Genomic DNA, 22,279 nt, shown 5'->3' with positions numbered 1-22,279 from the left:
GTCGGAATCCGCCGTTTACTTGTTGGTGCTGTTCAGTTGGCGCTCGCCGTGGACCACTTCCACCAGCTTCACCGCCTGTTGTTCCATCTCGACCAGGTAACCATCTACCTTGGTGCGGAACACGCGGTAGAACAGCAGGCTAGGCACCGCCACGATGATACCGAAGGCGGTGTTGTACAGCGCCACCGAAATACCGTGTGCCAGCGCAGCCGGGTTCGCGCCGGTAGCAGGTGATTGCGCACCGAAAATTTCGATCATGCCGACTACAGTGCCGAACAGGCCCAGCAGTGGCGTGATGGCGGCGATGGTACCGAGCGCCGACAGATAGCGCTCCAGATCATGCGACACCACACCGCCCACTTCTTCGATCGACTCTTTCATGATCTCGCGTGAGCTTTTTACATTCTTCAGGCCAGCGGCCAGTACTTTACCCAGCGGCGAAGAGACGGCCAGCTTGGACACCATTTCGGCGCTCACGCCGTTACTGCGGTATTCCTGCACCACTCGGGCCAGCAGGCCCTCTGGTAAAACCAGGCCTTTGCGCAACGTCAGCAGCCGTTCAATGATGATGGTCAGCGCAGCGACCGAGGCCGCAATAATCAACCAGATCGGCCAGCCAGCGGCTTGAATAATCTCCAGCATAGAAATTCCTGTGGTGCGTTTTATGGGTCTGCGACAGCGCGTTGGTATGCTAGCGGGATAGGCATGCCTTCACGAATCGCGTAACTTTAGCCGGATTGCCTCTTGTCGTGAAGGGCCAGCCTGCCGCGCGGGCAATTGCGAAACACCGACGGAGGATACCGCTTGTACGCCAGTTCGGGCGCGCGAATTTTGTAACGCGCAATATCAAGCGGGTCAATTATCCGGCTGGCACATTACTGCTACGCGTTTTGACATGCATTTGGAGCCCGTACTACCTGACTCCAAATGAAGGAAAGTGGGTAACTGCCCGTCCTGCCTTGGTTTTTTCCATTTACCCACACAAGCTGTGGATAACTTTGTGAACAACCTGATTGAACAGGCCCTAAATGCCTGTTGGCAAAGGGGTCCAGACAAGTTGCCCGGAAATTGTGCATTTTGCCATGTTCGTTATAAATCAATAAGTTACAACAACTACATCAACTACAACCCGCGAAAACGTCGCTATGCCTTGAGCAGCGTGGCTTTTGTGGATTATTTCGGGTTTTTCGAAGCATGTTCTCCAACTTGTCAAGTCTTTCAAACGCCGTTTTGACCGTGTCCGATTTAAACCGGACCGTGCGCGAATTACTGGAAGGCAGCCTGCCGGTTTTGTGGGTGAGCGGCGAAATTTCCAACTTCAAGCGCTACGACTCGGGGCATTGTTACTTCAGCCTGAAAGATAAAACCGCCCAGGTCCGCTGCGTAATGTTTCGCAACCGCGCTGGCTTGCTGGATTTTCAGCCGCGCGAAGGCATGCATGTAGAAATCCGCGCCGTGGTCACGCTGTACGAAGCACGCGGAGATTATCAACTGACCGTCGAAGCGATGCGCCCGGCCGGTCTGGGCGCGTTGTTTGAGGCCTTCGAAAAACTCAAGGCCAAACTCGCGGCTGAAGGCTTGTTTGCCGCCGAGCGCAAACAAGGCATCCCGACCTTTCCCAAAGCGGTCGGCATCGTTACCTCGCCCAAAGCCGCCGCATTACGCGACGTGCTGACCACGCTGGGCCGTCGCATGCCGGGCCTGCCCGTCATCCTCTACCCTTGCGCGGTGCAAGGCGCCAGTGCTGCCGCAGAGATCGCCAACGCCATCCGCAAAGCCACCGAGCGCAATGAAGTCGACACGCTGATTGTGTGCCGTGGCGGTGGCAGCCTGGAGGACTTGTGGTCTTTCAACGAAGAAGTCGTGGCCCGCGCCATTGCCGACTGCCCTATTCCGTTGATTAGCGGTGTTGGGCACGAAACCGACTTCACCATCGCCGATTTTGTCGCTGACATCCGCGCCGCCACGCCCACCGCTGCCGCTGAACTGGCCAGCCCGAACCGGGCGGAATGGCTCGGGCGGCTGAACGAGCAGCGCCGCCATCTGCAACGCGCCTTTGAACGGCAGTTGCAACAACGCATGCAAAAGCTGGATGCCCTTGGCCGCCGTTTGCGCCATCCGGGTGAATTACTGGAACGCCAGCGCGAACGCTTGCAAGCCTTGACCTTGCGTCTACAAGCGGCGCCAGCCCGACAGCTGGAACGCAAACACAATAGCCTTGCGCAAATGCGCTTACGGTTGATTCATGCTGGCCCGGATACCGCGCCAGCCCGCGCAAGACTGGAACGCGCCGGTCAGCGACTGGAAGCCGCCCGCGTGCGCAGTCTGGAACAACGTGCGGCAAGGTTGGGCAATCTGGCGGCGCGCTTGCAGGCATTGAACCCGACCGCAGTTTTGTCGCGCGGCTATGCGCTGGTCGAAACCGCCAACGGCAAGGTGGTACAGCGTGCTGACCAGTTGCATGCAGGTGATCGCATCAAGGTGCGGTTTGCGGATGATGCGGTCGATGCGGCGGTGGCTGGCAAGCCAGTGGAGCAACAGGAATTATTTTGAGTTTCGCGATTTGGCGGCCTCATGCCGCGAGCTTGGTAAATCGCCCAACTGTGCCCTTGTCTCCACTCACAAGCTGAACCTTGGCGCAGCGGGCATCCGATGCCATGCTGCACCATCGCCCATTTCCCAGCCTGCCTGCCATGCACGCCTCAAGACTCTGGACCGCTGAAGCCATCCGCATTATCGAGGCCGACTTTAATCGCTCGGCCGATACGCATCTCATTCCGCTCAAGCTGGCTGGCTTTCCGGATATCGATTTCTATCTGAAAGATGAATCCAGCCATCCGACCGGCAGCCTCAAGCATCGGCTGGCGCGCTCGTTATTTTTGTATGCGCTGGCCAATGGCTGGCTGCATAAAAGTAGCACGGTGATCGAGGCTTCTAGTGGCTCGACCGCAGTCTCTGAGGCCTACTTTGCCAACCTGCTCGGCTTGCCGTTTATTGCCGTAATGCCCGCCACCACCAGCCCGGAAAAAATTGCGGCGATCCAGTTTCACGGCGGACGCTGCCATCTGGTGGCCGATGCCACGCAAATCACGATTGAATCGCAGCGGCTGGCCGCAGAAACCGGCGGCCATTTCATGGACCAGTTCACCTTTGCCGAGCGTGCCACCGACTGGCGCGCCAACAACAATATCGCCGAGTCGATTTTTGGGCAGATGAAGCTGGAACGCTACCCAGAGCCCACCTGGATCGTCGCCAGTTGTGGCACCGGTGGTACCTCGGCCACGTTGGGGCGTTATGTGCGTTATCGCCGCCACAAAACACGCATTGCCTGCGCTGATCCGGATAATTCGGTGTTCTTCGAGGCGTTTGTCTCTGGCCAACGCCACCATACGCTGGGTTGTGGTTCAAAGATCGAGGGCATTGGCCGCCCGCGCGTGGAGCCATCGTTTATGCCCGGCGTGATCGACACCATGTTTCAGGTGCCAGATATGTTGTCGATTGCTGCTACCCGCTGGCTGGCCAATCAACTCGGGCGCAAAGTGGGCGGCTCTACCGGTTGCCAGTTTGTCGCCGTTTTACAACTGGCCTGCGAGATGCGGGAACGCGGCGAGTGCGGCTCCATCATCACGCTGATTTGCGATAGCGGTGACCGTTACATCCACTCGTATTACAACGACGCGTGGCTGGCGGCCAATGGCTTTGATCTGAGCGAAGGCCATCAGCAAATTACCGCCTGCGCGCAAACCGCCGCGCCGATGACGACGCAGATTGCACGCCACGATCATTGAAGCAATCCGCCAGGTCGACCCATTTATCGCGCCGCACCTGCATTAACTGCAACAGCATGACCACAACCGGTAAAATGGCGCCCGACCTACCTTCTGCCACTTCCCCGGATTTTCATGCTGGATCACCTGAACGAACCGCAGCGCGCCGCCGTTAAATATCTGGACGGCCCTTGCCTGGTGCTGGCTGGTGCGGGCTCGGGCAAGACGCGGGTGATTACGCAAAAGATTGCCTACCTGATCCAGGTGGCGCAAATGGATGCCCGCAATATCGCGGCGATTACCTTTACCAACAAAGCCGCGCGCGAAATGAACGAGCGGGTAGCCACCTTGCTACCCGCCGACCGTTTGCGCGGGCTGACGGTCAGCACGTTTCACTCGCTGGGCATGCGCATCTTGCGTGAAGAAGCGAAACATCTGGGCTACAAGCCACAATTTTCGATTCTGGATAGCGGCGATCAGTGGAAGATCATCTCCGATATCCTCACCACCACCGACAAGCAACTGATCCGCACCACCGTCTCGCGCATCTCCATGCTGAAAACCGACCGGGTGTCGCCAGATCGTGCCTTGCTGAACGCAGATTCCGAGGGCGAACTGCATCTGGCCAAGCTCTACCGAGCTTATCAGGACACGCTGCAGGCTTATCAGGCGGTGGACTTTGATGATCTGATCCGGCTGCCGGTTGACCTGTTCGCCCAGGAAGAAGCGGTGCGCTTGAAGTGGCAACAACGGCTGCGCTACCTGCTGATCGACGAGTATCAAGACACCAACAACACCCAGTACGACCTGCTCAAGTTTCTCACCGGCAGCAACGGCAAGTTCACCGCCGTGGGCGATGATGACCAGTCCATTTACGCCTGGCGCGGCGCCAATGTAGAAAACCTGGCGCTGCTCAAGACTGACTTCCCGTCATTGCAGGTAATCAAGCTGGAGCAAAACTACCGCTCGGTGGCGCGCATTCTGAAATGCGCTAACGCGGTGATCTCCAACAACCCCAAGTTGTTTGAAAAGACCCTGTGGTCTGACTTGGGCATTGGCGATCCAATCCAGGTGATCGAGGCCAAGAGCGAGGAAGCTGAAGCCGAAATGGTGGCGATGAACATGCTCAACCACAAGTTTCTGCACAACACCAAGTTCTCTGATTACGCGGTGCTGTATCGCGGCAATCACCAATCCCGCATTATCGAAACGCAGTTGCGCGAACATCGCATTCCCTACGTGATGGCCGGCGGGCAATCATTTTTTGATCGGGCCGAAATCAAGGACGTTCTGGGCTATCTGCGCCTCATTGCCAATGAAGATGATGATCCAGCATTTATCCGCGCAGTGACCACGCCCAAGCGCGGCGTGGGTAACGTGACGCTGGAAAAACTGGGCGCTTATGCCTCAAATCGCCAGATCTCGCTATTTGCGGCGGCTTACGAAGAAGGCTTTATTCATCAGGTGCAGCCGCAGCAGTACGAGCCTTTGCACAATTTCTGCGAATTCATCAATCGCATGCAACCGCGCGCCCAGCGTGAGGCAGCGGGCCCCTTGCTGGAAGAAATGCTCGGGGCGATTGACTACGAAACCTGGCTATACGACAGCGATGATCCCAAGCCGGCCGAAGCCAAGTGGAAAAATGTGCAGGAGTTCTGCGGCTGGGTGAAGAAACACAGCGAAGACAAAGGCAAAAATCTGATTGAGGTGATGCAAACCATCGCGCTGATCACCATGCTGGAAGGCCGCGATGAAGAAGAAGTCGACGCCGTGCGCATGTCCACCCTGCATGCCTCCAAAGGCCTGGAATATCCGCACGTGTTTCTGATTGGCTGTGAGGAAGACATCCTGCCGCATGCCAACTCAATTGAATCGGGCATGGTGGAAGAAGAACGGCGGCTGATGTACGTCGGCATTACCCGCGCCCAGCGCACCTTGACCATCAGCTATTGCGGCAAGCGCCGCCGTGCTGGCGAGTGGCAAATTGTCGAGCCGTCGCGCTTTCTGCGTGAATTGCCACCCGAGGATATCCGCGTTACCGGACGATTGGCGCCAGATAAAGGCCAGAATCAGGTCACCAAAACCGAAGGCCGCGCCACCCTGGCCGGGTTGATGGATAAATTGGGCGGGATGTAACCAGGGGTTCGCTGCGAGAATCCCGATATCCCGGCAACGGTTCAAACTGTTGCCAGAGCCGCCAGCACAGCGGCCACCCGCTGCTCTCGCCCACCGCGCACCACCACGTATTTCACACCTGCCTCAATCAACGCCGCTTCATATAAACCAAACAGCCAATCCCGATCAGTCGGATTTTCGCGCAAAGGGTCGGGCTCCCACGGGATATCCGGTGCGACCAATACGTGCAACGCATAGTCATGCGCGGGCCATTGAGCCGTGATTTCCTGCGGACAATGGCCAAACCGTACTTCTGCCCAGATTTTGCAGACCAGACCGTTGGTATCACACACCAGCCAGTCTTGATCCGGTAACGCGCCCTGCTCTACCGCCCGCTGGCCATGAGCAATGGCGACGATATCGTCCAGCACATAATCGCTGTTGCCCTTGGCCGCAAAATACTCGCGGACATATTCCGGCACCCAATCGCAGCCCAAGGCGGCGGCCAGATCACGCGCCAGCGTGGTTTTACCGCTGGACTCCGGCCCGACGATAGCGATTTTGCGCGTCATTGCCCGCGAACCTCACGTCGCCATTGCCACCAGCCCCACGCCGCCAGAACGGCCAGGATGATATAAAGCACGGCAGTCAGTTGCAGCGATTTGTGCCAGTAAACCCCGGCCGCGACCGTGTCGAGCACAATCCAGTACGGCCAGTTTTCGATCTTCTTGCGCGCCTGCATCCATTGCGCCAGCAAACCGAACACAAAAATGCCCGAATCCAGCACCGGCACATCCGTCGGCAGGAAATGCACCTGCATGGTTGCCACGCCTGCGGTACATGCCACACCCAGCAGATTGATCCAGACCCATTCTCGGCGTGACATATGACTTATCGGCAAGCTGCGCGTACTGCCGGTATCGCTGACCGGTTTGCGCTGCCAACTCCACCAGCCATACACCGCCAGCGCGGCGTAGACAAACTGCAACACACTCTCGCCAAACAGATGCGCATCCAGAAACAGATAGACGTACAGCAAACTGGCAACCAGTTGCAAAGGCCAGGTGAGCACATGCCCGCGTGTAGCCAGCCAGATGCCCAGCAGCGTGGTCACAAAACCAATAATTTCAAGATTGCTCATGCCTGAACTGACCTTTGCAATGGCGTTTCAAAATGGAGTGGGATGGTAGCACGCACAGATAGTCACGCCGTTTGGCGTGGCCGCTTAGGGCAAATCGTGCAAAAATATTGCAGTGGCATTTTTTTGGCGCCACTACAAATGCTACAACCTTGGTACAACTTGGCTACAGCGGCTTTGGCGACAAGCCTGGCCAGACTTCCCGTTTATCGCCACCCAGCCGGAGAGCGCCCATGAACTCAATTGCATCAGGATTGCTGGCCGCCGCTGCTCCCAGCCTGATAACGGGTGCTGCCGGGTTGCCGGTGCAGGCCGTGGCGAAGACGGTTGGCACTGCGGCCACCGTGGTCGGCACAGCCGTCAGTGCCGTGGGTAGTGGCGTGAGCGCTATTGGCTCGGGCCTGGTCAGCATGGGCCGCACGATTGATACATTTGCCTGACTATAGCCGCTAACCGGATTCGATCCGGCTTTATCAAATCTCATTCCAAAACAAAACCCCGGCTCGTCTGACCCGGGGTTTTGTTTTAGTCGCGCATTGCCCAATCGGGCAGACATGCAACCATCAATCCTTCTCAAACAACGCCATCGATTCCACATGCCCGGTGTGCGGGAACATGTTTACGATGCCTGACGACTTGAGCGTATAGCCCTTGTCATTGACCAGGATGTTGGCATCGCGTGCCAGCGTGGATGGGCTACAGGACACATAAACAATGCGCTTGGGGCCATGGTCGGCACTGATCGACTTGACCAGCTCCATGGCGCCATCGCGTGGCGGGTCGATCAGCATTTTGTCGAAGTGACCGAGTTTATCGAGCCATTCTTCAGTCATTTCGAACAGGTTGGCGACCTTGAAATCAGTCAGGTGTTCCAGCTGGTTGTGGCGGGCACCTTCAAAAGCGCGGTCGACCAATTGCTGCAGACCTTCCATACCCAGCACCTTGGCGCCGCGGCGGGCGATCGGCAGGGTGAAATTGCCCAAGCCGCAGAACATGTCGGCAATGACTTCGCCCGGTTGCGGATCAAGCAAGCGAATGGCCCGTTCCACCATGACGCGATTCACCGCGTGGTTCACTTGGGTGAATTCGGTTGGCTTGAACGGCATGGTGATGCCGAACTCGGGCATCTGGTAGGTGAGCGCCGGGGCGTCCAGCGGGTACAACGGGTAAGCGGTGTCCGGGCCTTTGGGTTGCAGCCAGATTTGCACGCCCCACTGGTCGGCATAGGCCTTGAAGTGAGCTTCGTCTTGTTCGTTGATGGCTTCCATATTGCGGAACACCAGCACGGTGATGTTCTCGCCAATGGCCAGTTCAATTTGTGGCATGCGATCGGCAATCGACAACTTGCCTACCAGTTCACGCAGCGGCACCAATTGGTCGGACATCGACTTGGGCAGCACATGGCATTCAGTCATGTCGGCAATGAACGACGAGCGCTTTTCGTGGAAACCCACCAAAACGCCGCCCTTTTTGGCAACGTACCGTACCGACAAACGTGCGCGATGGCGATAGCCCCATTGCGGGCCGTAAATGGCTGGCAGCAAGGTTTCCGGCTTCACACTACCAATGCGCTGCAGATTGTCTTCCAGCACGCGTTGCTTGGCAGCGACCTGGGCCGTGAACTCCATATGCTGCAAAGAGCAGCCACCGCATACGCCAAAGTGCGGGCATTGCGGCTTGGTGCGCATAAAGCTTTCGTTATGGATTTGCAGCGCCTGCGCGTTCTCGAAAGCAGGCTTTTTGCGATAGCTGTTATAGGTGACCGTTTCAAACGGCAGTGCGCCGTCGATAAAGATGGTCTTGCCCTCAACATGGGCAACGCCGTGACCTTCGTGGTCCAGCGATTCAATCCGGGCTTGCGGCATGGTGATTAGTCTAATGGACTGACAAAACAGACAATTATACCTGCGCACATGACGATGGTGCTTGCAGATCGCCCAACGCGGGCCTGGGCTGACGCCGGGCAACAAAAAAACGGAGCCTTGGCTCCGTTTTTACACACTGCGATACGGCCGGATTTCAGAAGCGCAAATCCTTGGGCAGCCATTCATCACGAGGCGGCATATCACCGGTTTTGCTGAAGGCGATGCCATCGGGTTTCATTGGCAAGTAGATCTTGCCCGCCAGCTTGTAGGTAGGCACTTCGTCGGGCTTGAGTACACGTAACTGCTTGATCAGCTGCGAGATATTACTGATCACATCAATATGCACCGTCGCCTCACCCAACGCCGGAATGGTCAGCGCTTCGTTGGAAACACCCTGCGCCATTTCCTGGCCATTCACCGTGAGCCGCGCTTCCAGCCCGGTCACTGGCACCGAAATATTGTTGGGGTTCTGGATCGTCAGCGCCAGAGTAAAGCGCTGCTGCAAGAAATTGGCCTGTTTCAGGGTAATGCCAGCCAGAGAAATGCGCGGTTTTTCCCAGTTCATGGGCAAACCACCACAGCTGGCCAGTAACAGCGCCAGCATCAGTACCAGCAAACGCCGCATGTTCAGTGCTCCCCGACCAGTTGCGCAAAACGCTCGGCGATCTCGCCTTGCATGGGCAAGGCGCCGGGGGTTTCCGGATGCACGACTGCCACCGTCACTTCGGCCTCTGCCACCACTTTGCCGTTATCGGCCCGCACGATTTTCTGTTCCACAATGACATGCCGTTCGCCCATTTCACCCGAGCGGGTTTCCACCACCAGCAAATCGCCCATGGTGGCGGGCCGTTTGTAGCGGATGTCGATGCGGCTCACCACCAGGGCATAGCGTCGTTGCATGAACCATTCGAGGTCGCCATGCAGTTCCATCATGTTCCAGCGGGCTTCTTCCAGGAACTCAAGATATCGAGCGTTATTCACGTGGCCATAAAGGTCGAGGTGATACCCGCGAACCTTGATCTCGGTACGATACGGCATTGCAACTCCATCTGATTTCTGTGAACTGCAGTACAGGAGCACTGCGGGAACCAAACCAAAACGAACATGCTCTTTGATAAATCCGCGGGTGTTAGGGATAATCCCGAGACCACCGACAACCATACTTACATAAAAAGCAGCATCGCTCCAGATGGACCTGCGCCACTCCAAACCTTTCCGGATCACGCTTTTGCTGATTACGGCGTTAATCGCCGTCGTCGGAATCGCGCCCTGGTTCCTGCAAGCGGACTTTGCCCAGAACGCATTGGTCGCCCAAATGGAACACGATACCCAGCGCACGCTCAATGTGCAGGGGCGAACCCGGCTTGTCTTGTTACCGCGTCCATCGCTGCTGCTGGACAAGGTAACACTGACCGAGCCGCACAGTACGCAAGTGTTTGCGCAGGCCGAACATGTGCGCGTGGAGTTTTCGGTATGGCCACTGTTACGCTCGCGCTCGGTGGTGGTACACCGGCTGGACGTAGATCATCCGCAGGTGCATATCGAACGCCAGCCTGATGGCACCTACAACTTTGATGATCTGCTACGAAAACGCGATGTGGGCAGCGGTATCAATTTTGATATCGACCGTGTGGCATTCAGCGATGGCGATCTGGCCTACCGCGACAACGGTTTGAATGAAAACTTCCGCCTGACCAATCTGCAATGGAACATGGACAAGCTGGGCGATCCGAAAAACGGTGAACTCGCGCTGGATGGCGAGTTGCAGGTCGGCCCCCCGCAAGCGCTGCAATGGCATGGCAAGATCAAAGGCACCGCGGCCATGCGCTATCACGCGCAGGAACGGCGCCTGCTGGTGGCCGATTTGCGCCTGGACATCACCCAACAAGGCGATAGTTCGCCCTCCTTGAAGGTGGCCGATTCGCAAATCACCGCCATTGGCAATCTGGTTTATGGCTGGCAACCGCTGCGACTGACCGGTGGCGATCTGCGTCTGAGTGCATCAGGCAAACGCGCCGGGCAAAGCTGGACTGGCGAGCTGGATCTGCCGGAAATCGGCGTAGTGCATAACGTGATTTCGCTTAACCGCCTCAAGTTGCAGGTGGATATGCAGAGCCCGGGCAATCGGCTTTCGGCGCAAATGATGGTGCCCAAACTGTCTGGCAACCAGGGCGGTGTGCTACGCGCCGATGCCGCCAGCATCAACGTGGCACTCAATAGCCCAGGGCAGAAACTGACTGCCAAATTTGTCAGCCCGCTGGAAATGCAAGGCGGTACCCGCTTCTCATTGCCCGCATACAACCTGACCGGCAGTTACAGTAACGCCGCTTTGCCGCGGGGCGAAATCGGCCTGCAACTGGCTGGCAACAGCACGCTGGATTTGCGCTCGGAATTTTTGCATCTGGCCAGCCGCGGGCAGTTGGACCACGAACCGGTTTCGATGAGCCTGGGCGTGAATGATTTTGTCTCGCCCGAATACCAGTTTGACTTCAATATCAGCAAGCTGGACCTCACGCCGTATCTGCCGGTGGTCAGTGAAGGCGCCAAACAGGTCGACCCCAGCAAAGACCTCGACTTTACCTGGCTGCAGCACGCCCGCGCCCAAGGTCAGGTGCGGATCGGCGAGCTGGTCGTGAAGAACCTGCACGTTGACGACATCGCAATGAGCTTCAACGCCAAGGATCGCAAGCTCACACTCGATCCGCTGCAGGCGACCCTGTACGAAGGGCAACTGACCGGCAGCATGGAAATCGACACCTCGGGCGACCAACCGGCATTTCACGCCCGCCAGCGCCTGACGGACACCAATATCAACACGCTGCTGGTTGACGTGCTTGATACCAGCCGCTTTGAAGGGCGGGGCCAGGTTGATCTGGATATCTCCGGCCGTGGCACCTCGCTGGAAGACTTGCGCCGCACCACTAACGGCAGCGCTCATCTTCAGCTCAAAGAAGGGGCGATTCGCGGTATCGACGTTGAAGCGCTGCTACGCAATACCAGCAAGCAGCTGGCGTTACTGGGCGGCGATATTACCCAGCCCGCCGATCTGGATGCGCGTACCCGCTTCACCCAACTGCAGGCCAGTTTGCAAATCAAGGACGGCGTGGCACGCAATAGCGATCTGGCCGTTGCTACCGGCGTTATCAAGCTCACCGGCAATGGCGCTATCGACCTTGGTCAGGGTTATATCGATTACCAGATGCAGGCCACCGCCAACTCACGTGTGCCGGAACTGGCCAGCCTGGCCGGGTTGACGCTGCCCATTACTTTGTCTGGCCCGCTGGCTTCGCCGGACTATCACGTCGACTACGGTGACGTGAAAGAGCAATTCATCAAACGCCAGAAAGCCGCTGCCGAAAAAGCTGAAAAGGCCCGCGCGGCAGCCGCCAAAGCCGCTGTCAAGCCGGCCAAAGCAGGCAAATCCGCACCACCCACCGCTGTTCCCCCCAAGAAGAAACCCTGAACCTCATGCCAGCAACATTTGCCGAACGTTTGCTGGCCTGGCACGCCACGCATGGTCGCCATGACTTGCCTTGGCAAGTGAGCGACCCGTACCGCGTGTGGTTATCAGAGATCATGCTGCAGCAGACGCAGGTCACCACCGTCATCGGCTACTACCAGCGTTTTCTGGAGCGCTGCCCAACCGTGGCCGATCTCGCCGCCGCATCGCACGACGACGTTATGGCACTGTGGGCTGGCCTGGGCTACTACGCCCGCGCGCGCAATCTGCACGCGGCCGCAAAAAAAGTAATGACGGATTTCGGCGGCGTTTTTCCACGCACACCAGAAGATATCTGCAGCCTGCCGGGCGTGGGCCGCTCCACCGCCGCCGCCATTGCCGCGTTCAGCTACCAGACTCGGGCAGCAATACTTGATGGCAACGTCAAACGCGTGCTGGCACGTTGGGCCGGAATTGACGGCAACGTCGCCAGCAAAGCCATCGAGACCCGCATGTGGGCGCTGGCAGAATTCTTGTTGCCAGCAGCGGCAGATATGCCGGCGTACACCCAAGGCATCATGGATCTCGGTGCCACGCTCTGTACGCCCAAAAAGCCCGCTTGCCTGACCTGCCCGCTCAACGAAGATTGCGTAGCCCGGCGCGAGGGTCGTCAACTTGAACTGCCGGCTCCCAAGCCCAAAAAGAAAATCCCGGAGCGGCAAACCGTGATGTTGCTGGTGTCAGATCACGGTCGTTTGCTGCTGGAACAACGCCCGCCTACCGGCATCTGGGGCGGATTGTGGTGCCTGCCGGAAACCAGCACGACGCTGGCAGCAGAACAGGATTTTCAGTCACGCTTTGGTTTGCAGATTGAGCTGGAGCCCAGCCTGCCCGAGCTGGTTCACGTCTTCACTCATTTCCGGCTGACCATCACGCCGCAACCGGCCCGGGTTTTGGCGACAACTGGCGTGCAAGCCAGCAATACCCGCTGGTTTACCCGCGAAGAAGCCCTCGCTGCAGGCATTCCTACGGCCCTGCGCAAACTGCTGTTGCTACCGTCTATATAAGCAATTTCCAATTTTCTAAATAAACCCGATAAACTTACAAGAAAAGCTGACAGAGCGCAGTGCCCTGCCGCCCAACAAGGGCTATGCTGCGCCAGACCAATCAGTCGTATCAAACGAACCTGATTTGGCATGCAGCTAAAAAAGACGAATTGCATCAATGATGTAGTCATCCCCCAAGGAGGGGATATGCGTGAGGATGTGTGGGACGTTGTGATCGTTGGTAGTGGCATTGCCGGGCTTTCGCGAGCCTGGGTCGCACTGCAACGAGGTTTAAGCGTAGCGCTGCTGGAAAGTGGCGTTGACGGTCACGCGCCGGCCGAAGCCGGATTGATTCTGCAAAACGGGCTGCCACCGCAGCTACTGCCGCTCACCCGCCCCAGCCGCGAGCGCTGGCACCGCATCCCCACCGCCCGGGCACAATCCGCCGGTTTGTCGCTGTTGCAACGCGACGAGCTGGAAGCCAAAGTCCTGCGTGAATGCCTCACCGGCGCAGTCCGGCACGCCAATCCGGCGCCGGGTTGGTCGTTCGAAGAATTGGCCCACGGTGATTTGCAACTGGCGCTGCGCACCCTCAAGCACTGGCTAAGCCAGCACATCGATTATTTTCCCGGCCGCACCATTCTCGCGGTGGAAAAAGGCTGCGTTTACACCCTGAATGGCACCATGCGTGCTGACCGCGTAGTGGTGACCGCGGATGCGTGCTCGCAGTGGCTACCGCATGAATGGCAGAACACGGAAGAAACCGTGGCAATAAGTAATCCGGCATCATTCGATCTGGAACGCACCCGAGCACTGGCCAACGCCATGCATGCGGCACCGGGCATTGCTACCACCCAGCACTGACCATCCTTCCTGAACAACATGCCGCCGGATTGCTGCGGCCTGTATCCGCTACGCCCAACCTGCCAGGTGCCTGGCTTTCCCTCGCTGTTTATCCCCTAAAAAATGCCGCCTTCAGCGCTGCCAGATGTAACGTGATTCCGGTATCCTTGTTGGTTTTCAGCCGCTCTCAAGGATAAGCACCATGCCGGTCAATCTGCCTGCACTCGATCCGTCCAGTCTTCACCCGGTTGCCGGGGTTGAATTGGGCATTGCCTCCGCCGGTGTCAAAACTGCTGGCCGCAAAGACGTGCTGGTCATCCGATTGGCCGCCGGTAGCCGTGCTGCCGGTGTGTTTACCCTGAACAAATTCTGCGCCGCACCGGTACGCCTGTGCCGCGAGCATCTGGCCGCACGTGGCGATATCCGCGCGCTGGTCGTTAACACCGGCAATGCCAATGCCGGCACCGGTGTCGATGGTCTGGCTCGCGCTCAAGCCATTTGTACGGCTTTGGCCGGGCAAATGCAGATTGCACCGGAGCAAGTGCTGCCGTTTTCTACTGGCGTGATTCTGGAACCGCTGCCGCATGAAAAGATCATCGCGGCCCTGCCCGCCGCGCTGACAGACCTGCAACCAGCCCACTGGGCGCAAGCAGCCCAAGCCATCATGACCACCGACGTGGCGCCCAAGGCGGCCAGCCGCCAGGTACAGATTGATGGCAAAACCGTCACCGTCACCGGTATTTCCAAAGGCGCGGGCATGATCCATCCCAATATGGCGACCATGCTGGGTTATGTAGCGACCGACGCCGCTGTTTCGCAAGAACTGCTGCAAAAGCTGGTGGCGTGGACTGCGGATCGCTCGTTCAACAGCATTACGGTGGATGGCGATACCTCCACCAACGACAGTTACATCCTGATCGCCACCGGCCAGTCCGGCGCGGCTGAAATCACCAGTGAAACCAGCGCCGAATTTGCCGTGCTGCGCGACGCGGTGCTGGATGTGGCACAAACTCTCGCCCAAGCCATCATTCGTGATGGTGAAGGCGCGACCAAGTTCATGACCATCAACGTGGAAGGCGGCACTTCGCGCGAAGAGTGCAAAGCCGTGGGTTATGCCATTGGCCGCTCGCCGCTGATCAAAACCGCGTTCTTCGCCAGCGATCCCAATCTGGGCCGCATTTTGTGCGCTATTGGTTATTCGGCGGTGCCCGATCTGGATGTCGACAAGCTGGAAGTGTGGCTGGGCGACGTGCTGGTCGCCAAAGACGGCGGCCGTGCGACCAGCTACACCGAAGAACAAGGCAAGCGCGTGATGCAGGAGGCGGAGATCACCATTACGGTGAAACTCAATCGCGGCGCTGAAAATGCCACCATCTGGACCTGCGACTTCTCATACGACTACGTAAAGATCAACGCGGACTATCGCAGCTAACAACCCATACCCCGGCGCCAGTCTGGATAGATAGCAGTATGTTTATCAACGGCCCTGACTTGCCCATATGGCAAATCAGGGCCGTTGTTTTTGTGGCCAACTACAACGCCATCACCGTCGGCAGTATCTGCTCTAGTTGCTGCCGTAATGCGCTGGAAGCCGGCGTCATGGGCAAACGCAATTCATTGCGGATCAACCCCAGCATTGCCAGCGCTGCTTTGACCGGGGCGGGATTGGGCTCGCTGAACAGCAGCTTGATCAGCGGTGCCAGCGCCTGCGCAATCGCCCGCGCTTGCGGCAATTCGCCAGCGCCGACGTGCGCCAGCATTTTGCGATAAAGATCGGGGCGGATATGTGCCGCGGCCGAAATACCACCATGCCCACCCAGACAGGCCGTGATGAAGATCAGATGATCCTCGCCACTCAATACTTTTAGCGGCGTTTGTTCGATCAAGGCAGTCAGTTGCGCCAGATTGCCGCCACCACTTTCCTTGATCGCCACAAACTGGGGATTGGCGGACAGCGCTTTGACTGTGTCGATTTCAATATTGACGCCGGTGCGATACGGAATGTTGTAGAGCACGATGGGCAACCTGGTAGCCGCAACCAGCATTTCAAAATGCAGGCGAATCCCGGCCTGGGACGGTCGCACGTAGGCTGGCGCGCTAATCAACAAACCGTCAGCACCATGCCGTTCCGCTCGCTCAACCAAGCCAGTCATTTCGGCGGTATTGCTGCCACTGATGCCCATCAGCACCGGTGTTTTTCCGGCCGCCGCTTTGACCACTGCCAGTTGTTCAAATTGCTCGGCCTCGGTTTGGGTGGCCGCTTCGCCGGTTGTACCACAGACCACCAGACCATCCACGCCGCGTGCCAGCAAATCCAGCGTCAGTTTTTGCATAGCAGGCAGATCAAGCTTGCCGTGATGAAATGGCGTAACCAAAGGCACCCAGATGCCGCTAAAGGCAGTGACAGGCGTGGTGGTCGTTGAGGGTGAAACAGGGTTTGTGGTACTGGGGACAGTCATCATTGCCTCTCTGGATAAACGAAATTTGCGTTGTCAGCAGCCCATTGCGGTGGCGCCGGGGATTCTGCAAAGGTCGTCTAAGGCAAGGTGATCTGGCAGTCCCGTTGGCGCTCGCGCAAACGGGACACAGAGCCCGTCAGCGGAGCATCTGTTTTTTCGATTTTTTACCGGCAGACACGCGCACGCCAGCAGCCCCATAAAGGGAACACACAGCAGCGGAAACGGGCAGGGTCTGGTTCACGATGGTGATCGGTATTGGGTCGGTGACAGCAGCAACTGTAGCTGCGCCGAAGGTGCCGTGTAAAGCCTGCTATGAGTGGGATAACCGGAATCGGGCAACGCATGCGCGCCAGGCAAAGCGGTCAGAACCAGTCCCGGCCATCTACTAACGAGCAAAATTATCATGATAAAACATATAGATAGATGATTTATCGAGATTAAATCATCGCGATGGGGTCGAGACTGCTCGCCTGAAAGTGTACGCTTGAGTCCATTTTCTTCATTTCTTCCGTTACGAGCATCCAACATGGCGCATCCACTGGACCCCCATTTCGAGAAACTCACCGCGCAACTGCAAAGCCTGATCTCGCGCCTGGAATCTGCGCTGCCACCGGCGCCGCCCGTAACTGATTGGTCTGCCAGCGCTTATCGTTGGCGCGTCAATAATGGTCATCGCTACCTGCAGGCGATCAAACACGTCCACAAAATTGGCCTGGATGATTTGCAGAACATCGAACCGCAAAAGCATCGGCTGGTTGAAAACACCCGCCAGTTTGTTGCGGGCAAATTGGCCAACAACGTGCTGCTGACCGGCTCGCGTGGCTGCGGCAAGTCGTCGCTGGTCAAAGCAGCCTGGAACGAATTTCAACCTTCCGGCCTGCGTTTGATTGAAGTCGATAAAGCGCATTTGACCGATCTACCCGATATCGTGGCGCTAGTGGCCGATCGTGCCGAAAACTATCTGGTGTTTTGTGATGATCTTTCGTTTGAAGAAGGCGATTACGGTTATCAGGCACTCAAGACTGCACTGGACGGCTCCATTGCCGCGCCCAGCGCCAATGTGCTTATTTATGCGACATCCAACCGCCGCCATCTGGTGCCGGAATATTTCAGCGAAAACGAACAAACCAAACACGTGGGCGATGAAATCCACTTTGCCGAAGCCATTGAAGAGAAGATCGCGTTATCCGAGCGCTTTGGTCTGTGGCTGTCGTTCTACGGTTTCAGCCAGCCGGAATATCTGAACGCCGTGCGCCACTGGCTGAGTCACTTTGGGCAACCGGAATGGAACGACGAAGTGGAGCGTGAAGCTTTGAACTGGGCCTTGGGGCGCGGGGCTCGCAGTGGCCGTATCGCCTGGCAATTCGCGCGGGACTGGGCTGGCAGCCACTGAGCCACCGGCCAACGGGGAGCGCTTATCGGCTTAATGCCGCTGGTTGCGGCATGGGCTCGACAAAGCGCACCGTTTCGCCCAGGGAAGGCGTAAACAGGTTGTAGAACTGTTGCAGGGTACCTTCAGACATGACTTTTGGCGGCACGCCGATCAGATGCCGGGCAGCATCTTCCATTGAGTCAGCGCTTAATGGTCGCACTTTGCCAGCGGCAAAAAATGCTGGCCGACCACTACCCCGCAATCCTTCGACCAGTTCCTGCAAGCTATTGGGCAAGGCGTCGCGCACCAGATACCAGCCATCCTCCTGCACGATCAGGACCTGCACCAGCAAACCCCACGCCTGGCCATTTTCCACCCGTACCGGCGATGCGGCCACAATGCTGCAAACGGTCCAGGGTGAACGGGCGAGCGCAGCAAGCAGCCGCCAGCTTTGTTCGACAGTAACAGGCTGGATTTCAGTAATTTGCTGTGACACGATGGGCAACCGGGTTAAGAAAATCATTACTTACAAAAGTTAAAAGCCAAGATGATCTTAGTAGTTTTAAACACGATTGCATACATTCACATGAGCCATGGAGCGATGACATGAGCGGCAATGAACGTATCGTTGATGTCGCCGTGGGCATTCTGATTCAGCCTGACGGTCGTTTCCTGCTCGGCAGCAGACCAGAGGGCAAACCGTTTGCGGGCTTCTGGGAGTTTCCCGGCGGCAAGCTGGAGGCCGACGAAACCGCTCTGGACGCGCTCAAGCGCGAATTGCATGAAGAAATGGGCATAACCGTCACTAAGGCGACACCCTGGCTGACACAGAGTTTTACCTATCCTCACGCTACCGTGCGGCTGCACTTCTTCCGGGTCACCGGCTGGGAAGGTGAATTGCAAGCCCGCGAAGGTCAATCGTTTGCGTGGCAAGCCAACCGGACTCTGTGCGTGTCGCCGATCCTGCCCGCCAATGGCCCAATCATGCGCGGCCTGCAATTGCCCGCCACACTGGCACTGTCAAACGCGGCTGGGCTGGGCGTCGAGCCATGGCTTGCCCGCTGGCAAAGTGCGCTGGAAAACGGTATGCAATGGCTGATACTGCGCGAACCGCAGTTATCGGCCAACGCCTATGGCGATCTGGCGCAACAGGTCATTGCCCTTGCTCGCCGCCATGACGCCAAAGTACTGCTGCATACCCACGCCGAGCTAGCTCGCGATCTACGCGCAGACGGTGTCCATTTACCGGCCCGCATTGCGGCCCAGTTCAGTCAGCGGCCACGTGGGCTGGATTGGGTAGGCGCTTCGGCGCACAACCCGGCAGAGCTGGCGCAGGCGCAGCGCATCGGGGTCGATTTCGCCATGGCTGGACACGTGCAGGCCACGACCAGTCATCCCGATCAAGCTCCGATGGGTTGGACGGGCTTTGCAGAACTCGCCGCCCAGGGCTGGCCGTTTCCGCTCTACGCCATCGGTGGTTTGCAAGCGAGCGATGTCAGCATCGCCCAGCAAAACGGCGCTCACGGTATCGCATGGTTGTCTGGGGCATGGGTGTGAATTTGCGCAGCATCGCCAGCGCTAGCGCAGCCATTGCCGTTGGCGTGTTTTTCCTGGTCTGGAGTCTGGGCTGGATTCATCCTGGAAGCAGTGCGCCGGTGGCGCAGGTTGAAGCCGCCTGCGCCGATCTGACCCAGGGCTGCCAGTTTGTATTGAACGGGAAATCATTCGCGGTAAAAAGCGATCGCCCGATCAACCCGGCACATCCCTTCACATTGATTTTGCAAGGCGAACCGCTCAAACAGGCAAGCGCAAGCTGGCAAATGGTGGGGATGGAGATGGGGCCGAACCGCTTTCATTTTGCCGCGACGGGGAGCAATCAATGGCAAACCCAGACTGCATTGCCATTCTGTACCCAGGCGCGGCATGACTGGCAACTTACCCTGAATCTGGATGGTAACAACGTCATCTTGACCACTCAGTCCCGCTGAGTGTGACCCATTGCGCATTACTGTTGTAAGGCTGTTACGGCATAATTGTGGATATGAAAACCCGGTCCCGCTTTCTTTTATTGCTCACGGTCGCCCTCGTTGCCACGCAGGTGCTTGCTGCCTCGGTCTATCAATGGCGCGATGACCACGGCAATTTGTTTTTCAGCGACACCCCGCCCAATCATGTCCAGGCACAAACGCGTACCATCAAGCCAAACGTAATGGATGGCCGCAGTAATGCCAGTGCCGCCGCTGCAGCGGCTTCGGGCATCAAACTGTATGTGATTGAAAACTGCCCGCCGTGCACGGCTGCGCGCGATCTGCTCAACACCAACAAGGTGCCGTACGAACTGCATTCAATCACCGGTTCGCAGCAAGAGGTGTTGGCGTTCTATAAATTAACTGGGGAAACCACCAGCCCCTTGCCTGTGCTGGCGGTCGGCAAAGACATATATAAAGGCTGGGATCTGACTTTATGGCAGGCCGTCTTGACCAAAGCCGGTTATTCCGCTGAAGTACCGCCTGAAAAGCCCTGAACACACGTAAAGCGTGACCTGAACACTCACCGCGTCGGCCATGGCCGGCGCGTTGTCTTATGGATGCCCCGATGCAATTTGCCACCTGGAATGTCAACAGCCTGAAAATCCGCCTGCCGCAGGTACTGGAATGGCTGGCAGCCAATCCACAAATCACCGCGCTGGGATTGCAGGAAACCAAGCTGGAAGACCATGCCTTCCCGCAGGCGGAAATTGAAGCCGCCGGATTTCACGTGGTGTTCGCCGGGCAAAAAACCTACAACGGTGTCGCCATTATTGCGCGCGCCCCGCTGGAAGAAGTCGTCGTCAACATTCCTGGTTTTGGCGATGAACAAAAACGCGTAATCGCCGCCACCGTCAACGGCATCCGCTTTGTTTGTGCGTACATCCCGAATGGTCAGAGCCTGGACTCAGATAAATATGGCTACAAGCTCAACTGGCTCAAGGCGTTCACGGATTGGTTACAAGCTGAACTGGTGAGCCATCCGCAACTGATTCTGGGTGGCGATTACAATATCGCCCCGGAAGATCGCGACGTGCATGATCCTGCCAAGTGGGAAGGCCAGGTACTGGTGTCCGGGCCAGAGCGCTCGGCATTTCGCCAGTTGGTGGCATTGGGGCTGACAGACTCATTCCGCTTGTTTGATCAGGCCGAAAAATCCTTCAGCTGGTGGGATTACCGCATGTATGGCTTCAAGCGTAACGCTGGCCTGCGGATTGACCACTTGCTGGTGTCCGCCGCGCTCAAAGACCGCATCATTGCCTGCAGCATCGACAAAGAGCCGCGCCGCCACGAACGGCCGTCAGACCATACGCCCGTGATCGTCACGCTGGCCGACTAAGTCCCTCTCGCGTCTGGCTAGCAGTTATAACGCGCTGGTGCTGGCCGCTGCGTATTAATGACATCGTCAAGATCGTTCACGACCAGCGACAGCAACCCGGCGTTGGTGCAGAATGAGCGCGTTCAAACAAAACTCGCCTGTATTCATATGGATAAAGCAAAACTCCTGTCCGGTAGCAGCCTGTTTTGCGAGCTGACCCCGGATGAACTGGAAGGTCTGGCCCAGCATGCCGAATTACGCACCGTGCGGGCCAAGCAAAGTGTCATCTCCCAGGGTACGCCCGGTGATGAAATGTATGCCGTGCTGCATGGTCGGCTCAAGGTTGTGCGCAGCACTGAAGACGGCCGCGAAGCCACGTTAAGCCTGCTTGAAGCCGGGGAAGTCTTCGGTGAACTCGCGATGCTCGATGGTGGCATGCGTTCGGCTGGCGTTGAGACACTGGAACCCTGTGAGCTGCTGGTCTTGCGTCGCGAATCGGTGATGGCCTTTCTGGAAACCCATCCCAAGGTCATGCGCCAGTTGATCGCTGCGTTGTGCCAGCGCCTGCGTTCGGCCGATGACCTGTTGCAGGACACGTTGTTCCTGAATTTGCCGCAACGCTTGGGCAAGATGTTGCGCCAGTTGGGCGAGCAGCATGGCGATCAAACCGATCGCGGTGTGTTGATCGATCTGAAACTGACCCAGCAGGAAATTGCCAATCTGGTCGGTGCCAGCCGTGAATCAGTCAACAAGCAGTTGAATGTGTGGGTGGATGACGGCCTGGTCGATCTGTCGGGTGGCTATTTACGCCTGCTCAAGCCGGATGAATTGCCGCACTGAGCCTCCTTCGTAGCAACAAAAAACCCGGCCAATGACCGGGTTTTTTGTTG

The 22,279-nt window shown here is 57.6% G+C and carries 22 protein-coding genes; 14 read left to right on the top strand and 8 right to left on the bottom strand.

What is annotated here, in order from left to right; translation table 11 throughout:
• Positions 1 to 15: 15 nt before the first annotated feature.
• Complete coding sequence (locus N7220_RS14820) at positions 16 to 642, bottom strand: MotA/TolQ/ExbB proton channel family protein (RefSeq protein ID WP_283148294.1); 627 nt, start codon at positions 640 to 642, stop codon at positions 16 to 18.
• Between the two features lie 594 nt (positions 643 to 1,236).
• Here N7220_RS14820 and xseA point away from each other — a divergent pair.
• From xseA to N7220_RS14805, 3 genes are all read left to right on the top strand, one after another.
• On the top strand, positions 1,237 to 2,553 hold the full coding sequence (gene xseA, locus N7220_RS14815; protein WP_283148293.1) for an exodeoxyribonuclease VII large subunit: 1,317 nt from the start codon (positions 1,237 to 1,239) through the stop codon (positions 2,551 to 2,553).
• Between the two features lie 104 nt (positions 2,554 to 2,657).
• Entirely contained in the window at positions 2,658 to 3,788 is a 1,131-nt protein-coding gene (locus N7220_RS14810) for a PLP-dependent cysteine synthase family protein (RefSeq protein ID WP_283148292.1), read from the top strand.
• A 114-nt stretch (positions 3,789 to 3,902) separates the two neighbouring features.
• Positions 3,903 to 5,903 (top strand): UvrD-helicase domain-containing protein, encoded by a 2,001-nt coding sequence (locus N7220_RS14805; RefSeq protein WP_283148291.1) that lies wholly within the window; start codon positions 3,903 to 3,905, stop codon positions 5,901 to 5,903.
• Positions 5,904 to 5,944: 41 nt separating this feature from the next.
• Here N7220_RS14805 and N7220_RS14800 read toward each other — a convergent pair whose 3' ends face one another.
• Together N7220_RS14800 and pnuC are read right to left on the bottom strand one after the other, a co-directional pair.
• Positions 5,945 to 6,454 (bottom strand): AAA family ATPase, encoded by a 510-nt coding sequence (locus tag N7220_RS14800; protein WP_283148290.1) that lies wholly within the window; start codon positions 6,452 to 6,454, stop codon positions 5,945 to 5,947.
• A complete protein-coding gene (gene pnuC / locus N7220_RS14795; RefSeq protein ID WP_283148289.1) occupies positions 6,451 to 7,023 on the bottom strand; it encodes a nicotinamide riboside transporter PnuC in 573 nt (190 codons plus the stop codon). The genes N7220_RS14800 and pnuC overlap by 4 nt, the downstream gene beginning before the upstream one ends.
• A 230-nt stretch (positions 7,024 to 7,253) precedes the next feature.
• Here pnuC and N7220_RS14790 point away from each other — a divergent pair, with 230 nt between their 5' ends.
• The gene (locus N7220_RS14790) at positions 7,254 to 7,460 is read left to right on the top strand and encodes a hypothetical protein (RefSeq protein WP_283148288.1); all 207 of its coding nucleotides are present in this window, start codon (positions 7,254 to 7,256) and stop codon (positions 7,458 to 7,460) included.
• A 123-nt stretch (positions 7,461 to 7,583) separates the two neighbouring features.
• Here N7220_RS14790 and rlmD read toward each other — a convergent pair whose 3' ends face one another.
• The 3 genes from rlmD to N7220_RS14775 all read right to left on the bottom strand — a co-directional run bounded on the left by rlmD (position 7,584) and on the right by N7220_RS14775 (position 9,923).
• Complete coding sequence (gene rlmD / locus N7220_RS14785) at positions 7,584 to 8,885, bottom strand: 23S rRNA (uracil(1939)-C(5))-methyltransferase RlmD (protein ID WP_283148287.1); 1,302 nt, start codon at positions 8,883 to 8,885, stop codon at positions 7,584 to 7,586.
• A 154-nt stretch (positions 8,886 to 9,039) separates the two neighbouring features.
• Complete coding sequence (locus tag N7220_RS14780) at positions 9,040 to 9,510, bottom strand: LEA/WHy family protein (protein ID WP_283148286.1); 471 nt, start codon at positions 9,508 to 9,510, stop codon at positions 9,040 to 9,042.
• A gap of 2 nt (positions 9,511 to 9,512) precedes the next feature.
• The gene (locus N7220_RS14775) at positions 9,513 to 9,923 is read right to left on the bottom strand and encodes an acyl-CoA thioesterase (RefSeq protein WP_283148285.1); all 411 of its coding nucleotides are present in this window, start codon (positions 9,921 to 9,923) and stop codon (positions 9,513 to 9,515) included.
• A 151-nt stretch (positions 9,924 to 10,074) separates the two neighbouring features.
• Between N7220_RS14775 and N7220_RS14770 the strand changes: the two genes are divergently transcribed.
• From N7220_RS14770 to argJ, 4 genes are all read left to right on the top strand, one after another.
• Positions 10,075 to 12,348, top strand: a complete 2,274-nt coding sequence (locus N7220_RS14770) for an AsmA family protein (RefSeq protein ID WP_283148284.1) — start codon at positions 10,075 to 10,077, stop codon at positions 12,346 to 12,348.
• Between the two features lie 5 nt (positions 12,349 to 12,353).
• On the top strand, positions 12,354 to 13,391 hold the full coding sequence (gene mutY, locus N7220_RS14765; protein WP_283148283.1) for an A/G-specific adenine glycosylase: 1,038 nt from the start codon (positions 12,354 to 12,356) through the stop codon (positions 13,389 to 13,391).
• A 186-nt stretch (positions 13,392 to 13,577) separates the two neighbouring features.
• Positions 13,578 to 14,234, top strand: a complete 657-nt coding sequence (locus N7220_RS14760; RefSeq protein ID WP_283148282.1) for an FAD-dependent oxidoreductase — start codon at positions 13,578 to 13,580, stop codon at positions 14,232 to 14,234.
• A 181-nt stretch (positions 14,235 to 14,415) separates the two neighbouring features.
• Positions 14,416 to 15,645 (top strand): bifunctional glutamate N-acetyltransferase/amino-acid acetyltransferase ArgJ, encoded by a 1,230-nt coding sequence (gene argJ, locus N7220_RS14755; RefSeq protein WP_283148281.1) that lies wholly within the window; start codon positions 14,416 to 14,418, stop codon positions 15,643 to 15,645.
• Between the two features lie 100 nt (positions 15,646 to 15,745).
• Here argJ and dapA read toward each other — a convergent pair whose 3' ends face one another.
• Positions 15,746 to 16,675 (bottom strand): 4-hydroxy-tetrahydrodipicolinate synthase, encoded by a 930-nt coding sequence (gene dapA / locus N7220_RS14750; protein ID WP_283148280.1) that lies wholly within the window; start codon positions 16,673 to 16,675, stop codon positions 15,746 to 15,748.
• A 523-nt stretch (positions 16,676 to 17,198) separates the two neighbouring features.
• Here dapA and N7220_RS14745 point away from each other — a divergent pair.
• Positions 17,199 to 18,065, top strand: a complete 867-nt coding sequence (locus N7220_RS14745) for an ATP-binding protein (protein ID WP_283148279.1) — start codon at positions 17,199 to 17,201, stop codon at positions 18,063 to 18,065.
• 22 nt (positions 18,066 to 18,087) lie between these two features.
• On the opposite strand, the gene N7220_RS14740 is transcribed toward N7220_RS14745, so the two are convergent.
• Entirely contained in the window at positions 18,088 to 18,540 is a 453-nt protein-coding gene (locus tag N7220_RS14740) for a hypothetical protein (protein WP_283148278.1), read from the bottom strand.
• A 110-nt stretch (positions 18,541 to 18,650) separates the two neighbouring features.
• Between N7220_RS14740 and N7220_RS14735 the strand changes: the two genes are divergently transcribed.
• From N7220_RS14735 to N7220_RS14715, 5 genes are all read left to right on the top strand, one after another.
• A complete protein-coding gene (locus tag N7220_RS14735) occupies positions 18,651 to 19,601 on the top strand; it encodes a Nudix family hydrolase (RefSeq protein ID WP_283148277.1) in 951 nt (316 codons plus the stop codon).
• The gene (locus N7220_RS14730) at positions 19,592 to 20,032 is read left to right on the top strand and encodes a hypothetical protein (RefSeq protein WP_283148276.1); all 441 of its coding nucleotides are present in this window, start codon (positions 19,592 to 19,594) and stop codon (positions 20,030 to 20,032) included. Before N7220_RS14735 ends, N7220_RS14730 begins: the two co-directional genes overlap by 10 nt.
• Positions 20,033 to 20,085: 53 nt before the next feature.
• On the top strand, positions 20,086 to 20,568 hold the full coding sequence (locus tag N7220_RS14725; RefSeq protein ID WP_283148275.1) for a glutaredoxin family protein: 483 nt from the start codon (positions 20,086 to 20,088) through the stop codon (positions 20,566 to 20,568).
• Between the two features lie 71 nt (positions 20,569 to 20,639).
• The gene (xth, locus tag N7220_RS14720; protein WP_283148274.1) at positions 20,640 to 21,410 is read left to right on the top strand and encodes an exodeoxyribonuclease III; all 771 of its coding nucleotides are present in this window, start codon (positions 20,640 to 20,642) and stop codon (positions 21,408 to 21,410) included.
• 57 nt (positions 21,411 to 21,467) lie between these two features.
• Positions 21,468 to 22,229, top strand: a complete 762-nt coding sequence (locus N7220_RS14715; protein WP_283148273.1) for a Crp/Fnr family transcriptional regulator — start codon at positions 21,468 to 21,470, stop codon at positions 22,227 to 22,229.
• Positions 22,230 to 22,279: the final 50 nt, after the last annotated feature.

The organism is Silvimonas soli, assembly GCF_030035605.1.
GTDB classification, from domain to species: domain Bacteria; phylum Pseudomonadota; class Gammaproteobacteria; order Burkholderiales; family Chitinibacteraceae; genus Silvimonas; species Silvimonas soli.
This window is presented reverse-complemented; position numbering and strand designations above follow the sequence as displayed.

What these genes read in the sequence shown, in the direction of transcription:
- N7220_RS14715 (WP_283148273.1), top strand. Translation starts at nt 21,468, where the DNA reads ATGACATCGTCAAGATCGTTCACGACCAGCGACAGCAACCCGGCGTTG.
- N7220_RS14730 (WP_283148276.1), top strand. Translation starts at nt 19,592, where the DNA reads ATGGGTGTGAATTTGCGCAGCATCGCCAGCGCTAGCGCAGCCATTGCC.
- N7220_RS14775 (WP_283148285.1), bottom strand. Translation starts at nt 9,923, where the DNA reads ATGCCGTATCGTACCGAGATCAAGGTTCGCGGGTATCACCTCGACCTT.
- pnuC (WP_283148289.1), bottom strand. Translation starts at nt 7,023, where the DNA reads ATGAGCAATCTTGAAATTATTGGTTTTGTGACCACGCTGCTGGGCATC.
- N7220_RS14760 (WP_283148282.1), top strand. Translation starts at nt 13,578, where the DNA reads ATGCGTGAGGATGTGTGGGACGTTGTGATCGTTGGTAGTGGCATTGCC.
- N7220_RS14780 (WP_283148286.1), bottom strand. Translation starts at nt 9,510, where the DNA reads ATGCGGCGTTTGCTGGTACTGATGCTGGCGCTGTTACTGGCCAGCTGT.
- dapA (WP_283148280.1), bottom strand. Translation starts at nt 16,675, where the DNA reads ATGATGACTGTCCCCAGTACCACAAACCCTGTTTCACCCTCAACGACC.
- xth (WP_283148274.1), top strand. Translation starts at nt 20,640, where the DNA reads ATGCAATTTGCCACCTGGAATGTCAACAGCCTGAAAATCCGCCTGCCG.
- N7220_RS14735 (WP_283148277.1), top strand. Translation starts at nt 18,651, where the DNA reads ATGAGCGGCAATGAACGTATCGTTGATGTCGCCGTGGGCATTCTGATT.
- argJ (WP_283148281.1), top strand. Translation starts at nt 14,416, where the DNA reads ATGCCGGTCAATCTGCCTGCACTCGATCCGTCCAGTCTTCACCCGGTT.
- N7220_RS14805 (WP_283148291.1), top strand. Translation starts at nt 3,903, where the DNA reads ATGCTGGATCACCTGAACGAACCGCAGCGCGCCGCCGTTAAATATCTG.
- N7220_RS14820 (WP_283148294.1), bottom strand. Translation starts at nt 642, where the DNA reads ATGCTGGAGATTATTCAAGCCGCTGGCTGGCCGATCTGGTTGATTATT.
- N7220_RS14725 (WP_283148275.1), top strand. Translation starts at nt 20,086, where the DNA reads ATGAAAACCCGGTCCCGCTTTCTTTTATTGCTCACGGTCGCCCTCGTT.
- N7220_RS14745 (WP_283148279.1), top strand. Translation starts at nt 17,199, where the DNA reads ATGGCGCATCCACTGGACCCCCATTTCGAGAAACTCACCGCGCAACTG.
- N7220_RS14810 (WP_283148292.1), top strand. Translation starts at nt 2,658, where the DNA reads ATGCTGCACCATCGCCCATTTCCCAGCCTGCCTGCCATGCACGCCTCA.
- mutY (WP_283148283.1), top strand. Translation starts at nt 12,354, where the DNA reads ATGCCAGCAACATTTGCCGAACGTTTGCTGGCCTGGCACGCCACGCAT.
- rlmD (WP_283148287.1), bottom strand. Translation starts at nt 8,885, where the DNA reads ATGCCGCAAGCCCGGATTGAATCGCTGGACCACGAAGGTCACGGCGTT.
- N7220_RS14790 (WP_283148288.1), top strand. Translation starts at nt 7,254, where the DNA reads ATGAACTCAATTGCATCAGGATTGCTGGCCGCCGCTGCTCCCAGCCTG.
- N7220_RS14800 (WP_283148290.1), bottom strand. Translation starts at nt 6,454, where the DNA reads ATGACGCGCAAAATCGCTATCGTCGGGCCGGAGTCCAGCGGTAAAACC.
- N7220_RS14770 (WP_283148284.1), top strand. Translation starts at nt 10,075, where the DNA reads ATGGACCTGCGCCACTCCAAACCTTTCCGGATCACGCTTTTGCTGATT.